At 68.2% G+C, this 13,534-nt stretch carries 13 protein-coding genes; 9 read left to right on the top strand and 4 right to left on the bottom strand.

Annotated features, from left to right (window positions below; all coding sequences use genetic code 11):
• Positions 1 to 35: 35 nt before the first annotated feature.
• On the top strand, positions 36 to 1,361 hold the full coding sequence (locus ACFU5V_RS41450) for a DUF222 domain-containing protein (RefSeq protein ID WP_378707019.1): 1,326 nt from the start codon (positions 36 to 38) through the stop codon (positions 1,359 to 1,361).
• 189 nt (positions 1,362 to 1,550) lie between these two features.
• Here the strand turns inward: ACFU5V_RS41450 and ACFU5V_RS41445 are convergent, their stop codons facing one another.
• The 3 genes from ACFU5V_RS41445 to ACFU5V_RS41435 all read right to left on the bottom strand — a co-directional run bounded on the left by ACFU5V_RS41445 (position 1,551) and on the right by ACFU5V_RS41435 (position 3,929).
• A complete protein-coding gene (locus tag ACFU5V_RS41445) occupies positions 1,551 to 2,447 on the bottom strand; it encodes a hypothetical protein (protein ID WP_378707017.1) in 897 nt (298 codons plus the stop codon).
• A gap of 85 nt (positions 2,448 to 2,532) precedes the next feature.
• Entirely contained in the window at positions 2,533 to 2,928 is a 396-nt protein-coding gene (locus ACFU5V_RS41440; protein ID WP_378707015.1) for a universal stress protein, read from the bottom strand.
• On the bottom strand, positions 2,925 to 3,929 hold the full coding sequence (locus ACFU5V_RS41435) for a 2-hydroxyacid dehydrogenase (RefSeq protein WP_378707013.1): 1,005 nt from the start codon (positions 3,927 to 3,929) through the stop codon (positions 2,925 to 2,927). The genes ACFU5V_RS41440 and ACFU5V_RS41435 overlap by 4 nt, the downstream gene beginning before the upstream one ends.
• Positions 3,930 to 4,283: 354 nt before the next feature.
• On the opposite strand from ACFU5V_RS41435, the gene ACFU5V_RS41430 reads away from it, so the two are divergent.
• From ACFU5V_RS41430 to ACFU5V_RS41395, 8 genes are all read left to right on the top strand, one after another.
• Positions 4,284 to 5,864 (top strand): ABC transporter substrate-binding protein, encoded by a 1,581-nt coding sequence (locus ACFU5V_RS41430; protein WP_378707011.1) that lies wholly within the window; start codon positions 4,284 to 4,286, stop codon positions 5,862 to 5,864.
• A gap of 66 nt (positions 5,865 to 5,930) precedes the next feature.
• Complete coding sequence (locus tag ACFU5V_RS41425) at positions 5,931 to 6,857, top strand: ABC transporter permease (protein ID WP_072949493.1); 927 nt, start codon at positions 5,931 to 5,933, stop codon at positions 6,855 to 6,857.
• Positions 6,858 to 6,869: 12 nt separating this feature from the next.
• Complete coding sequence (locus ACFU5V_RS41420) at positions 6,870 to 7,883, top strand: ABC transporter permease (protein ID WP_378707009.1); 1,014 nt, start codon at positions 6,870 to 6,872, stop codon at positions 7,881 to 7,883.
• Positions 7,880 to 8,896 carry an ABC transporter ATP-binding protein gene (locus ACFU5V_RS41415; RefSeq protein ID WP_378707007.1) on the top strand — a complete coding sequence of 339 codons (1,017 nt, stop codon included), beginning with the start codon at positions 7,880 to 7,882 and terminating at the stop codon, positions 8,894 to 8,896. The genes ACFU5V_RS41420 and ACFU5V_RS41415 overlap by 4 nt, the downstream gene beginning before the upstream one ends.
• 1 nt (position 8,897) lies before the next feature.
• Entirely contained in the window at positions 8,898 to 9,908 is a 1,011-nt protein-coding gene (locus ACFU5V_RS41410) for an ABC transporter ATP-binding protein (RefSeq protein WP_378707005.1), read from the top strand.
• Entirely contained in the window at positions 9,905 to 10,621 is a 717-nt protein-coding gene (locus ACFU5V_RS41405) for a sulfite exporter TauE/SafE family protein (RefSeq protein WP_378707003.1), read from the top strand. The genes ACFU5V_RS41410 and ACFU5V_RS41405 overlap by 4 nt, the downstream gene beginning before the upstream one ends.
• Positions 10,622 to 10,742: 121 nt before the next feature.
• On the top strand, positions 10,743 to 12,080 hold the full coding sequence (gudD, locus tag ACFU5V_RS41400) for a glucarate dehydratase (protein WP_124395297.1): 1,338 nt from the start codon (positions 10,743 to 10,745) through the stop codon (positions 12,078 to 12,080).
• Positions 12,080 to 13,054, top strand: a complete 975-nt coding sequence (locus tag ACFU5V_RS41395) for a 2-hydroxyacid dehydrogenase (RefSeq protein ID WP_378707001.1) — start codon at positions 12,080 to 12,082, stop codon at positions 13,052 to 13,054. The genes gudD and ACFU5V_RS41395 overlap by 1 nt, the downstream gene beginning before the upstream one ends.
• A gap of 176 nt (positions 13,055 to 13,230) precedes the next feature.
• Here the strand turns inward: ACFU5V_RS41395 and ACFU5V_RS41390 are convergent.
• On the bottom strand, positions 13,231 to 13,534 hold a 304-nt coding region (locus ACFU5V_RS41390; protein ID WP_378706999.1), incomplete at its 5' end, for a hypothetical protein.

Raw genomic sequence — 13,534 nt, 5'->3', positions numbered from 1 at the left:
TTGACTCGAACAGTTGTTCGAACTAAGATCGGTGCATGGGGATCGGGGAGGATATCCAGGGGGCGTTGTCGGACGAAATCCTGACAACTGCGGTCGGTGATGCGTGGCGTATGGCCGAGGTCGAATTGCTCGACTCGGTTGTTCGTATTTCGGACGAGATTCAGAAACTCGAGGCGCTGCGCGTCAAACTCGTCGGTGCCGTCGACCATCGCTGCACGGTCGATGTGCTGGGATTTCCCAACGTCAAGATGTGGCTGGCGTCCAAGACGCTGCTCGAGGTGGGTGCGGCGGGGCGAATCGTGATGCTGGGCAGAGGTTTGCGACGCCAGCCGGAGATCGCGGACGAGTTCTATGGCACCAACATTTCGGCGGAGCACGCGGCGCTCATCATGAAGTTTTGCGAGAGGCCGCCGAAAGGTATGCCGCGCGAGGCGCTCGATGATTGCCGAAATGCGTTGCTGTTCGCGGCATCCGGTCCCACGGCTAACACGGACGCGTTGCGCGCCGTCATCGCCAGGCTGGAACGTATCTTCGAATCCGACGATCCGCCGCCCAGTGAAGACACCGAACTCAACGAGTTCCACGCCTGCAAGACGCTCAACGGACGCATGGCAGTTAAAGGTGACCTCGACGCAGTCACCGGCGAAATGCTGCTCTCGGCATTGTCCGGTCTGTCCAAGCCGCGGCCGGCGCAGGACGGAACCAAAGACACCCGCACCCCCGGGCAGCGGCGGGCCGACGGGTTCACCGAACTGCTGCGCCGCTACCTCGACTCTGGAATTGCCGGTGAAGAGGGCGGCGTGCGGCCGCACGTCTCGCTGCATGTCAACGTCAAGGACCTGGCCGACCATGCCGACCGCACCGACTGCGGTGCGCGAGGAGCGCAGGGGGCCTCGGCGACGGAGGAGTCTCTGTTCGCAGTCGACGGAGTGGCGTGGACGGAGTGGATGGGACCGCTGAGCATCAAGATGGCCCGCCTCGTGAGCTGTGATTCGATCTACACGCCGATCGTGCTCGACGGCAACGGAGCACCACTCGACCTCGGAGATTCCACCCGTACCGTCACCAAGCGGCAACGGAAAGCGTTGGTGGCGAGGGATCGTGGATGCGCCTTCCCCGGATGCGGTGCGCCGCCGTCATGGTGCGAGGGCCACCACATCGTCCATTGGTCCGAAGGTGGGCCGTCCGACATGGGTAACCTCGTGCTGCTCTGCGGTTTCCATCACCGTCTGCTCCACCACAGTGACTGGGAGATCGTGATGGGGGCCGATCGGCACCCCACGTTCATCCCGCCGCGGCAGGTCGACTGGGAGCGGAAGCCGATCCCCGCTCACAACCGGGCCGGGCCCCGGGCATCCTGACCACAGAACACAACACACCATGCCGACTCGGCGACAGGACAGTCCCTGTCGCCGCGCCGGCATGCCATCGTCTGGTCACTCATCAGATTCCGAAAGACCGCAGACAGGCATCGCTTCCGACTCGATTGTGCCGTCTTCGCAGCCGGGTGGCGAACTCGGTGAACCGGGCATGGGTTCACCGGAGGTCGGCTAGCTGCCGAACGGAATGCACAGAGAACCCGTGCACGCTGTGGTGGCGGCGACGGAGAACGGCTGGTCGAGTCCGGCGGCCAGAACGGTGGGGGTTCCCCCGGTGGCGGACAGGGAGATCACGGAGCCGTTATTCGAGCCTGCGTCGCCCGCGGCCGCGACGTACACCGTGCCCGCCGAGACGGTGAGACCGAATGGGCGGACGAGCCCGGTCGTCAGGACGGTCGGGGTGCCGCCGGTGGCCGGCAGGGAAACTACGGATCCGTCACCGGCGACCGCGACGTGGAGGGTGCCGCTGGAGACGTCGATTCCCGCCGGGAGATTCAGGCCGGCGGCCAGCACGGTGGGGGTGCCGCCGGTGACGGGCACGGCGATGACGGAACCGGTGCCGGGCGTCCCCGCGCCGGCGACGGTGACGTAGAGGGTGCTCCCGGAGACGGCGACCCCGACCGGTTGCTGGAGGCCGGTGACGACCGGGCTGGGGGTGCCACCGCCTGCGGGCAGCGTGACGACGTTGCCGGAATCGAACTCGGTGACGTAGAGCGTCCCGCCGGACACCGCCACGTCGAACGCGTTACCCAGGCCGGTGGCGAGGGTGGTGGGGCTACCGCCCGCGGCGGGCACCGACACGACCGAAGCGCCGGCGGTGACGAACAGCGTGTCACCGGACACCGCTATCCCGCCCGGTCCGGCGATCCCGGTGGCCACGGTGCTCGGGGTGCCGCCGGTGGCGGGCAGGGACAGCACGGAACCGGTGCCGTTCTCGGTCACGTAGAGCGTGGTCGCGGCCGGCATCGCTGAAGTGGCGGGTGCGGCGGCCACCGCGGTGGCGAGGATCAGCGCGCCGGTGGCGACGGCCGCCTGACGGCCGAGTCGGGTGAACGGTGATCGGCGCATCGGCAGTCCTCTCGTGGCCCGTGCCGGGAAGAATACCGCCGACGCAGCACGATCCACCGCGATTCGAATACTTCGACGGGGCGGCTCAGACCTCCGCGGCGACGGGCGGCTTGACCCCGACGACCGGGCACTGCGCCTCGAGGAGCACGCGCTGGGCGACGCTGCCCATGAGGAGTTTGCCGACGGGGGAGCGGCGCCGCATGCCGAGGACGAGGAGTTCGGCGGCGGAGTCGTAGGACGCGTCGATGAGGTTGTCGGCGTGGGAGCGGCCGGGTTCGTTCCGCGCGATGCGGTAGTCGACGCCGGATGCGTCCGCTTCCTCCCTGGCGGAGTGCAGTTCGGCCTCGAATCCGGGTGCCGAGGCGCTGTCGCCGTCGGCGATCACCACGAGATCCGTTGCGCGCATGCGGGCTTCGGTGAACCCGAAGGTCAGGGCGCCACGACCTTCGACGGTCGGAACGTAACTGAGAATGACGCTCATCGTGACCTCGGCTCGAGAACGGGGGTGGTCAGGGTGCCCTGGGCGAGGTACTCGTCGAGGTTCTGCAGGGTCAGAGCCTCCATCGCGGCGCGGGTCTCGGTGGTGCCGCTGCCGACGTGGGGAAGGAGGACGACGGTGTCGAGCGCGAGGAGCGCCTCGGGAACGTGGGGCTCCCGGGTGAACACGTCCAGTCCGGCGCCGGCGAGTTTGCTTTCGGTGAGCAGTTCGACGAGCGCGTCCTCGTCGATGACGCTTCCGCGTGCCACGTTGATCAGATAGCCGTCTGGCCCGAGTGCTTCGAGAACCTCTCGGTCCACCAGCTTCTGGGTTCCCTTGCCGCCGGCCGCGGCGACGATCAGCACGTCGACCCCGGCGGCGAGTGCGGCGGCGGAGTCGACGTACGCGAACGGCGAACCGGGGACCTCCCGCCGATTGTGGTACGAGATCGTGCAGCCGAAGCCGGTGAGGCGGGCGGCGATGGCGGAGCCGATGCGGCCGAGGCCGATGATTCCGACCCGCGTGCCGCTGACCTTCCGGGTGAGGGGGAAGTTGCCCTCGGCGGGCCAGCGGCCTGCCCGCACGAAGCGATCCGAGGCGGAGAATCCGCGGAGCGTGTCGATGAGCAGTCCGACGGCGGTGTCGGCGACGCAGTCGGTGAGGACGTCGGGGGTGTTGCTGACGCCGATTCCGAGTTCTTCGGCGCGCTCGACATCCGTTGTGTCGTAACCGACTCCGAAGTGCACGATGGCGCCGAGGTTCGGCAGTTCCGTCATCAGGGCGGCGTCGACTCCGGTGCGTCCGGACGTCACGACGGCGGTGACGGTTTCGCCGTGCTCGGCGAGAAAGCTGTCCCGGTCTTCACCGACGGGGAGGGCGAGGGCGTCGTACTTCTCGGAGAGGGTTGCGGTGAGCGACGGCTTCAGCGGCCCGACCTGCAGGACCCGCCCTCCTGAAACGATCTGTGCGGCAGCTTCTTTCACGGACGCCTCTGCGGTCACCATCGTGCCTCCTGACGAGTGGCGACGCGGCTGTCCGCGCCGCCGGTTATCCGTAAGTTAAGCGGCCCTCGGAATACCTGTCCAACACGTAAATAACATGGATCGATACTGAAACGGCATTGGTCGGCGGCGCGCTGACGTGCGCAGATCCCGAATCGTCCCGTATGCGCCGGTCAGGGGCCCGCCGGGGTGATCGCAGTCTCCTCGATATCGCGCCTGTGACGGCCCTCACGAGCCGTTTTGTGCCGTCACCCCCTGTTGACGGCTCCTCCGGGCCGCTCATAGCGTGTGTCTACCGTCACAGGCGGGCCCTCTTCACTCGCGTCGAGTACGCGACACATCCCTACGGAGGACACCATGAGCCCTGCACGTTCGTTGCAGCAGGGAACCCGTTACCGCGTCGTCGCCGTGGCCACCGCCGCGCTGACGGTGCCGGCTCTGGCCGCAGGTTGCTCGGTGGCCAATTCGAGCCACAGCGACGCTGCCAGCCCCGACACGTTGCGGATCGTGCTCCCGCAGGAGCCGCCCACGCTCGAGCCCTGCGATGCGTCACTCACCTCGACCGGCGTCGTCGTCCGCTCCAACATCACCGAGCCGCTGGTGGAACGCAACGCCGACACCGGCGACCTGGAGCCGAAGCTCGCCGACTCGTGGGAGCAGACGTCGGACACCGTCTGGACGTTCCGGATCCGTCCCGGTGTCACGTTCAGCGACGGCAGCGCGTTCGACGCCGAGGACGCCGCGTTCTCGATCGACCGCACCGTCAACTCGACCATCGGCTGCGACGTCGACGGGTACGTCTTCGGCGACGACGCGCTCGTCGTGAATGCGGTCGACCCGTCGACCGTGACGGTCCGGACGCCCACAGCAGACCCGATCCTGCCGCTGCGGATCTCGTTCGTGGAGATGGTGCCGTCCACCACCGACACCAAGGACAAGGTGCGCGATCCCATCGGCACCGGCCCCTACAAGATCGACTACTGGGATCACGGCCAGCGGCTGTCCCTGGTCCGCAACGACACGTACTGGGGCACGGCCCCCGAGTACGCGCGGGCGATCTACCAGTGGCGGACCGAGGGCAGTGTGCGGGCGGCGATGGTGGTGAACGGCGAGGCCGAACTCGCCACGTCGCTCGGCCCGGAGGACGGCGCCGGCGATCTCGGTGCCGCCTACCCCAACAACGAGACCACCGCGCTGCGCATCGACGGCACCCAGGCGCCGCTCGACGACTACCGCGTCCGCGAGGCCATCGACCTCTCCGTCAACCGCGCGGGAATTGTCAAGGCGCTGTTCCAGGGTCTCGGCGAGCCGGCCGGACAACTCGTCGGCAGCAGCATCGTCGGGTTCGACCCCGACCTGCAGCCGACCCCCTACGACCCCGACCGCGCCGCGCAACTGGTGGCGGAGGCCAAGGCCGACGGCGTCCCCGTCGACAACCAGATCCGGCTGATCGGGCGCACGGGCCAGTTCCCCAAGATCAACGAGACCGTCGAGGTGATCCAGAACTCGCTGAGCAAGGCCGGCCTGAACGTGAAGATCGAGATGATGGACACGGCGGCTCAGCTGGAGTACCAGGTCCGGCCGTACCCGCAGAGCGGGCCGGTGATGCTGGTGATCCAGCACGGCAACCAGGCGGGTGACGCCCAGTTCACGGTCGACCAGTACATGCGCAGCGACGGTTACCAGAGTTACTTCGGCACAACTGGTTACGACGCGCAGATCGACGCCGCCGAGAAACTCGTCGGCGACGCCCGCCAGGACGCGTTCGCCGCGGTGCTCGCCAACGAGCCGAAAGAGATCCGGCAGTTCGCGTACATCGCCCACATGAACGGGGTGCTCGCCAAGTCCCCGACCGTGCAGTACACGCCCAACTCCGCGACCGGCGACGAGATGCGCCTGAGCGAGATGACCCACGCGGACACATCCGCAAACGGCTAAACCCTCTTCCCAGCCCCCGGAGGAACTGTGATGTCCCAACCGAACCCGATCCGAAGGCGGTGAGTCATGTTCGCCTTCCTGCGCCGACGCGTCTACACCAGCCTCGTACCTCTCCTCGTCGTCCTCTTCGGTGTGTTTCTGCTCGCCCGCCTCACCGGCGACCCGACCAACCTCTACCTCCCTGTCTCCGCGACCCCCGATCAGCGCGCCGAGTTCGCGGCCGAGAACGGCCTCGACAAGCCGGTGCTGAGCCAGATGGCCGACTACCTGTCCGGGGTCGCCCACCTGGACTTCGGGGAGTCGCTGCGCACCGGTGAATCCGCCGCGACCATGGCGCTGCGGGCGTTCCCCGCCACGTTGCAGCTGGCGTTCTTCACGATGCTGCTGGCGATCATCGGCGCCGTCGTGATCGGCTGCTGGGCGGCGTACCGGCCGAACTCGCTGGCCGACCGGATCTCGAGCCTGCTGTCGATGACCGCGGCCAGCATCCCCGACTTCTGGTTCGCCATCACCGGCGTGTGGATCTTCGCGGTGGTGCTGGGGGTGCTGCCCACGTCGGGCACCGGAAGCGCGCTGTCGTGGATCCTGCCGATCGCGACCCTGCTGATCCGCCCGCTGGGCGTGCTCACCCAGGTGGTGCGTGGCGCGATGGTGTCGGCGCTGTCCGCACCATACGTACGTCTTGCCCGCAGCAAGGGTGCCGGCGACCTGCGCGTCGTCACCCACCACGCACTCCGTAACGCCGCCGCCCCGGCGCTGACGGTGGCCGGCGACCTGACCGTCGGCCTGGTCAACGGCGCCGTCGTCGTCGAGGCGATCTTCGGGTGGCCCGGCATCGGCAAGCTGATGATCGACGCGATCCTGCAGCGAGATTTCGCGGTCCTGCAGGCGGCGGTGCTTCTGACCGCGGTCAGCATCTTCGTCCTCAACATCCTGATCGACGCGGGCTACGCACTTCTCGACGCGCGTGTCCGCGAGAAGACCAAGGTCTAGGAGGCCGCCGACATGTCCATAGACAACGCTCCCCGCCTCGACGGAGCCGGCGACGTCCACCAGGGTCTTGACGAGACGCCGCCGACCCCGGCCGATCCCGCACCCAAGCCGGCACGGAACAAGACGCCGTTGTGGAAACTGCTCCTTCGGGACCGGATGGCCACGGTCGCGGCGGCGATCCTGGTGTTCGTGTTCCTCGTCGCCGTCTTCGGCCCGTGGTTGGTCGGCGACGCCGCAACCGATCAGAACCTCGACCAGTCCAACCTCGCACCGTTCCACGTGGCGAACGGGTGGATGAACATCCTCGGCACCGACCCGCTCGGGCGCAGCATGCTCGCCCGGTTGATCGTCGCGTGCCGCACCACCCTCATGGTGGCGCTGCCCGCGGTCGCGCTGTCCTGCATCGTCGGTTCGCTCATCGGCATGTGGGCCGGTTACCACCGCGGCTGGCGGGAGACGACGGCGATGCGCGTCGCCGACGTCATCATGAGCTTCCCGTCGCTGCTGATGGCCGTCGTCGTCCTGTATGTGTTCTCGCCCAGCGCGGCGAACATCGTCCTGGTCCTGGCGATCACCCGCATCCCGATCTACCTCCGCACCGCCCGCGCGGAGTCGGCGGAACTGCAGAGCCGGTTGTTCGTGGACGCCGCACGCACGTTCGGCGCCGGCAGCGGGGCCGTCATCCGCAGGCACGTGTTCCCCATCCTGCTGCCGACTCTGCTCACCGTCGCCACCCTGGACTTCTGCTACGTGATGCTCGCCGAGTCGTCGCTGAGCTTCCTCGGCATCGGCATCCAGCCGCCCGACATCAGCTGGGGCCTGATGGTGTCCCAGGGCCGGACGTACCTGCAGACGGCGTGGTGGCTGTCCTTCTTCCCCGGGCTCGCCATCGTCATCACCACCGTGTCGGCGACCGTGCTCGCCGCGTGGGCCCGGATCGCCACCGACCCCGCCCAGCGCTGGCGCCTGACTGTCCCGCGGTCGCGTCGCTCCCGGCTGTTCCCCACCCGAAAGGTCGTCTCATGAGTGCACCTGCACCGGCTGTCGAATCACCCGACTTCGCAGACGTCGACCGCGTCGCACTCGAGGTCGCGGATCTCACCGTCGACCTGCGCACCCCCTCGGGCACGGTCCGGGCCGTCGACCACGTGTCGTTCACCGCGCGACGCGGGGAGACCCTCGCGTTGCTCGGTGAGTCGGGGTGCGGCAAGTCGATGACCGCGCAGGCGCTCGTCGGCCTGCTCGAGCCGATCGCCGATGTCACCGACGGCTCGGTCCGCCTCGGCGACGTCGACCTGGTGACGGCGAAGGCGAAGACCCGCCGCGCCCTCGCTGCGACCGAACTCGCCATCGTGTTCCAGGACGCGCTGACCGCGCTCAACCCCGTCTATACCGTCGGCAAGCAGTTGGCCGAACCGTTCCGGATCCACCGCGGACTGTCCGCGAAAGAGGCGCGGCACGAAGCGATCTCGCTGATGCAGAGGGTCGGGATTCCCGAACCCGAATCGCGCGTCGACTCCTACCCGCACCAGTTCTCCGGTGGCATGCGGCAGCGCCTGCTGATCGCGATGGCCGTCGCGCTGAGCCCGACGGTCCTGCTCGCCGACGAGCCGACCACAGCACTCGACGTCACCGTGCAGGCGCAGATCATGTCGCTGCTGCGGGACCTGCGCACCGAGCACGACATGGCCGTCATCCTCATCACCCACGACCTCGCGCTGGTGGCGGAGGAGGCCGACCGCGTCGCGATCATGTACGCGGGCAACGTCGTCGAGACCGGACCGGTCGCCGAGGTCTTCTCCTCGCCGCAGCACCCGTACACCAAGGGCCTGCTCGATTCGGTTCCCGTGCACGCGGTCCGCGGCGAGGACCTGAAGTCGATCGGCGGCACCCCGCCCGACCTGCACTCCATTCCGTCCGGCTGCGTCTACCAGGCGCGCTGTCCGCTCGCCCGCGACCTGTGCCGCACCACCCGCCCGCCGCTCGCCGGCGTCGCGGCAGGCCGCCGCTCGGCGTGCCATTTCCCCGAGGAGGTCTGACATGTCCGAGTCGATTCTGAAGGTGCGGGGCCTCACCAAGACGTTCAAGGTGCCTGCCAACGCGGCGGGCAAGAACCAGTTGCGTGCGCTCGACGGCATCGACCTCGACCTCGCCCGCGGCGAAACGCTCGGGCTCGTCGGCGAATCGGGCTGCGGCAAGTCCACCCTCGCCCGCACGCTGATGATGCTCGAGCGTCCCGACTCCGGTTCGGTGACGTGGGACGGCGTCGACCCGTTCTCGCTCAAGGGCAAGGACCTGCTGGCGCTGCGCCGCCGGGTGCAGATGGTGTTCCAGGATCCGTACGCGTCGCTGAACTCCCGGATGTCGGCGGCGGACATCATCGCCGAGCCGTGGCGCACCCACAAGACGATGTACAAGACCAGCCGTGACCGGGCGGCGCGGGTGCGCGAACTGCTGCACCTCGTGGGGCTGCGGCCGAGCGATGAGCACCGCTACCCGCAGGAGTTCTCCGGCGGTCAGCGTCAGCGTCTCGGGATCGCCCGCGCTCTGGCGCTGAACCCGAGCGTCGTCATCTGCGACGAACCCGTGTCGGCCCTGGACCTGTCGGTGCAGGCTCAGGTGCTCAATCTGCTGAACGACCTGCAGAAACAGCTCGGCATCTCGTACGTGTTCATTTCGCACGACCTGTCGGTGGTCCGGCACGTCGCCGACCGCGTCGCCGTGATGTACCTCGGCCGGATCGTGGAGACGGGTGCGACGGACGCCGTCTTCGACCGTCCCGCCCACCCCTACACCGAGGCGCTGATGTCGGCAGCACCGAAGCTGGACGCCGGATCCCGCGGCAAGCGGATCATCCTCGAGGGTGAGGTTCCGTCGCCGCTGAACCCGCCGTCGGGCTGCCGGTTCCGCACCCGCTGCGCGCATGCCACCGACATCTGCGCGAGCACGGTGCCGCCGGCCGCCGTCGACGCGAGCGAAAGCGGTCACGTCGCCGAATGCCACCATCCTCGCCGTCCGGTCGCGCTCGGCGTGCCGGTCGCGGTCGGGTGAGCGGGGCCGAGTTCGCGGTCATCGCGCTCGCCGTCTTTCTCGCTTCGTGCATGCAGGCGTCGATCGGATTCGGGATGGGCATGCTCGCGGCGCCGGTCGTGGCGCTCGTCGATCCGAGCCTGCTGCCGGGGACGCTGATCATGACGGCGACGGTCGTGACGGTGATGGTGGTGTGGCGGGAACGGGAGGCCCTGGACCTGACCGGCACGGGGTGGGCTCTGGCCGGCCGGGTGCCGGGCACCGTCGCGGGCGCGGTGCTGCTGGCGGTGCTGCCGGAACGGGGGTTGTCGTTGCTGCTCGCGGGCGTGGTGCTGTCCGGGGTCGTCTTCGCGACCCTGGGCTGGGCGCCGCCGCCGCGACGCCGGAACCTCGCCGTCGCCGGGGCCGCGTCGGGGCTCCTCGGCACGGCCACGTCGATCGGTGGGCCACCGATGGCGCTGGTGATGCAGGGGTCGAAGGGGGCGCAGCTGCGCGGCAACATGAGCGCGTTCTTCCTGGTGGGCTCCACGCTGTCGGTCGCCGTTCTCGCCGCGACGGGTTCGGTGCATCGCGAGTCGGCGGTGATGTTCGCGTTGCTCGTCCCGGCGACGGTGCTCGGATACGTGGCGTCGCGATTCGTGAACCGCCACCTGGACGCGTCTCGCCTGCGCCGGACGTCGATCGCGGTGTCCTGTGTGGGCGCGCTGATGCTGATCGGACAGCAGCTTCTCTGATGCAGTGTCTGCATCGTTCGATGCTCAACAAGTCTTGGACATGTATCGATCGGGCCACTTAGAGTTTTCGTTGTGAGGCGCCTCACGGGCGGCGCTGCGCTGTGAAGGAAGGTTTCGGAAGATGAGTACAACGAGCACCCCGGTCGTCACCGACATGCGAGTGGTTCCGATCGCGGGACACGACAGCATGCTCCTGAACCTGTCCGGCGCGCATGCCCCGTACTTCACCCGGAACCTGGTGATCCTCACCGATTCCGACGGCAACACCGGTGTCGGCGAGGTCCCCGGCGGTGAGCCGATCCGGCGTACCCTCGAGGACGCCCGCGCCATCGTGACCGGGCGCAGCATCGGCGAGTACAACGGCGTGCTCGCCGACCTGCGGCGCACGTTCGCCGACCGGGACTCCGCCGGCCGCGGAAATCAGACGTTCGATCTCCGCGTCGCGATCCACGCCGTCACCGCCGTCGAGTCGGCTCTCCTCGACGTTCTCGGGCAGCACCTCGGTGTCCCCGTTGCGGCACTGCTCGGCGACGGTCAGCAGCGGGAGAAGGTGCAGGCGCTCGGCTACCTCTTCTTCGTCGGCGACCGCAACAAGACCGACCTGGACTATCAGTCGGGTGCTGGCGAGTCCGACGACTGGCTGCGCCTGCGGCACGAGGAGGCGCTGACACCGGACGCTGTCGTGCGACTCGCCGAGGCCGCCCAGGCGCGGTACGGGTTCGCCGACTTCAAGCTCAAGGGCGGCGTCCTCGCGCCACGCGAGGAGGCTGCGGCCGTCACGGCGCTGGCCGAGCGGTTCCCCGACGCCCGGGTCACCCTCGACCCCAACGGCGGGTGGCTGCTGTCGGAGGCCATCGAGACCTGCCGCGGACTGAAGGACGTGCTCGCGTACGCCGAGGACCCGGTCGGCCCCGAGGGCAGCTTCTCCGGCCGCGAGGTGATGAGCGAGTTCAAGCGCGCCACCGGACTGCCGACCGCCACCAACATGATCGCCACCGACTGGCGCGAGATGGGGCACACCATTCGCTCCGGCGCCGTCGACATCCCCCTCGCCGACCCACACTTCTGGACGATGGCCGGATCGGTCCGCGTCGCCCAACTCTGCGACGCGTGGGGCCTCACGTGGGGATCGCATTCCAACAACCACTTCGACGTGTCGCTCGCCATGTTCACCCACGTGGCCGCCGCGGCCCCGGGCGACATCACCGCCATCGACACCCACTGGATCTGGCAGGACGGTCAGCGGATCACCAGGGACCCGTACGAGATCGAGGGCGGCTACCTGACCGTGCCGTCGACGCCGGGCCTCGGGGTGGAGCTCGACATGGACCGGGTCGAGGCCGCACACGAGCTGTACCTCCAGAAGGGTCTCGGCGCACGCGACGACTCGGTCGGCATGCAGTTCCTCGTGCCCGGCTGGTCGTTCGACAGCAAGCGTCCGGCGCTGGTCCGCGCCTGATGAAGATCGTCGTCGGCGACCGGAATCTGCTGCCGCATCGCGAACTGTTCGAGTCGGGGCTGCCGTCCGGCGCCGTGGTGTCGTGGCATCGGAAGTTCGACGAGTCGGCGATCGTCGCCGACCTCGCCGACGCCGACGTGTACGTGGGCGGCCGGTTCACCCCCGCGATGGCGGCCGCCGCACCGAAGCTGCGGTTGCTGCACGTCGCAGGCGCGGGCACCGACAACGTGGCCTTCGGCGCGCTTCCCCCCGACACCCTGGTCGCCAACACGTTCCACCACGAGGACTCGATCGCGGAGTACATCGTGTCGTCCGCGCTGATGTTGCGCCGCGGATTCCTCGGTCACGACCGCGCCCTCCGCGGCGACGTGTGGGCGACATCGGTCTACGACGACGCGATCGCGCAGTCCCGGTCCATGCGTGGCGCGCGGGTCGGGTTCGTCGGCTTCGGTCACATCGGCGGGAGGTCGTGGAGCCTGCTCCGCGCGTTCGGTGCAGTGGGCTGCGCGGTCACCGGGCGGGGAAATCTCGACGCCGACGCGGAAGGCCTCGAATGGGCGGGCGACAACGCGTCGCTGCTCCGGCTCATGACCGAGTCGGATGTCGTGGTGGTGTCCGCGCCGCTGAACGATCACACCCGCGGCATGATCGGCGGGCCGGAACTCGAGGCGCTCGGACCCGACGGAGTCCTGATCAACATCGGGCGCGGACCCCTCGTTCGGGAACAGCCGCTGTACGACGCACTGGCGTCGCACCGGATCGCGGCCGCGGCCATCGACGTCTGGTACTCCTATCCCGATGCCGGCGGTCACGGCGCGCCGAGCGCACTGCCCTTCCGCGACCTGCCGAACGTCCTGATGACCCCGCACTCGTCCGGCGTCACCGACCACACGTTCGTCGGCCGCGTCCGCGACATCACCGACAACATCCGCCGGCTGGACACGGGGCAGACGGTCCTGCGCACCTGTCGCTGAGAACGGCGAGAGTGGCAGAACCTGAAGGATCGACGGCCGGAATCGCTGCGACCAGGCGATTTGGAAATAGGCGCACGGTTCGCGTAACTTATTCCGAGTCAGAGCGACACGGACACCGACCTTCACCGCAAGGTGAATGCCACGAGGTTGTACGAAGTGCCTGGCCAATCCGAAGTTCACCATCGTGTATGGTTGTGCTTCAACCCCGGAATGTCTTCAGCGGGTGCCGGTTTGCGCCGGTCAGCCCAATGAGATAAGCTGGAAAAGTTGCCCCGGAGCGGCTGGCGAGTGAGCCAGAAGTGATGGTGTGCGCGTGTTCTTTGAGAACTCAACAGTGTGTCGATGAATGTCAGTGCCAAATGTTTTTGGTACTCCGCATCACGAATGTTCAACCGCCTCTTGGGGTTTGGTTGATGTTGTGGTGTGGGTATTTGCTGGCCCTTCTCCTTCTTCCGTCGGTGGGGGGTCAGTGTTTGATAG

The organism is Rhodococcus sp. NPDC057529, from assembly GCF_042802055.1.
Lineage (GTDB): Bacteria > Actinomycetota > Actinomycetes > Mycobacteriales > Mycobacteriaceae > Rhodococcus_F.
The sequence above is the reverse complement of the archived record's forward strand: the minus strand, read 5'-3'. Positions and strand labels throughout refer to the sequence as shown.

What these genes read in the sequence shown, in the direction of transcription:
- ACFU5V_RS41450 (WP_378707019.1), top strand. Translation starts at nt 36, where the DNA reads ATGGGGATCGGGGAGGATATCCAGGGGGCGTTGTCGGACGAAATCCTG.
- ACFU5V_RS41445 (WP_378707017.1), bottom strand. Translation starts at nt 2,447, where the DNA reads ATGCGCCGATCACCGTTCACCCGACTCGGCCGTCAGGCGGCCGTCGCC.
- ACFU5V_RS41440 (WP_378707015.1), bottom strand. Translation starts at nt 2,928, where the DNA reads ATGAGCGTCATTCTCAGTTACGTTCCGACCGTCGAAGGTCGTGGCGCC.
- ACFU5V_RS41435 (WP_378707013.1), bottom strand. Translation starts at nt 3,929, where the DNA reads ATGGTGACCGCAGAGGCGTCCGTGAAAGAAGCTGCCGCACAGATCGTT.
- ACFU5V_RS41430 (WP_378707011.1), top strand. Translation starts at nt 4,284, where the DNA reads ATGAGCCCTGCACGTTCGTTGCAGCAGGGAACCCGTTACCGCGTCGTC.
- ACFU5V_RS41425 (WP_072949493.1), top strand. Translation starts at nt 5,931, where the DNA reads ATGTTCGCCTTCCTGCGCCGACGCGTCTACACCAGCCTCGTACCTCTC.
- ACFU5V_RS41420 (WP_378707009.1), top strand. Translation starts at nt 6,870, where the DNA reads ATGTCCATAGACAACGCTCCCCGCCTCGACGGAGCCGGCGACGTCCAC.
- ACFU5V_RS41415 (WP_378707007.1), top strand. Translation starts at nt 7,880, where the DNA reads ATGAGTGCACCTGCACCGGCTGTCGAATCACCCGACTTCGCAGACGTC.
- ACFU5V_RS41410 (WP_378707005.1), top strand. Translation starts at nt 8,898, where the DNA reads ATGTCCGAGTCGATTCTGAAGGTGCGGGGCCTCACCAAGACGTTCAAG.
- gudD (WP_124395297.1), top strand. Translation starts at nt 10,743, where the DNA reads ATGAGTACAACGAGCACCCCGGTCGTCACCGACATGCGAGTGGTTCCG.
- ACFU5V_RS41395 (WP_378707001.1), top strand. Translation starts at nt 12,080, where the DNA reads ATGAAGATCGTCGTCGGCGACCGGAATCTGCTGCCGCATCGCGAACTG.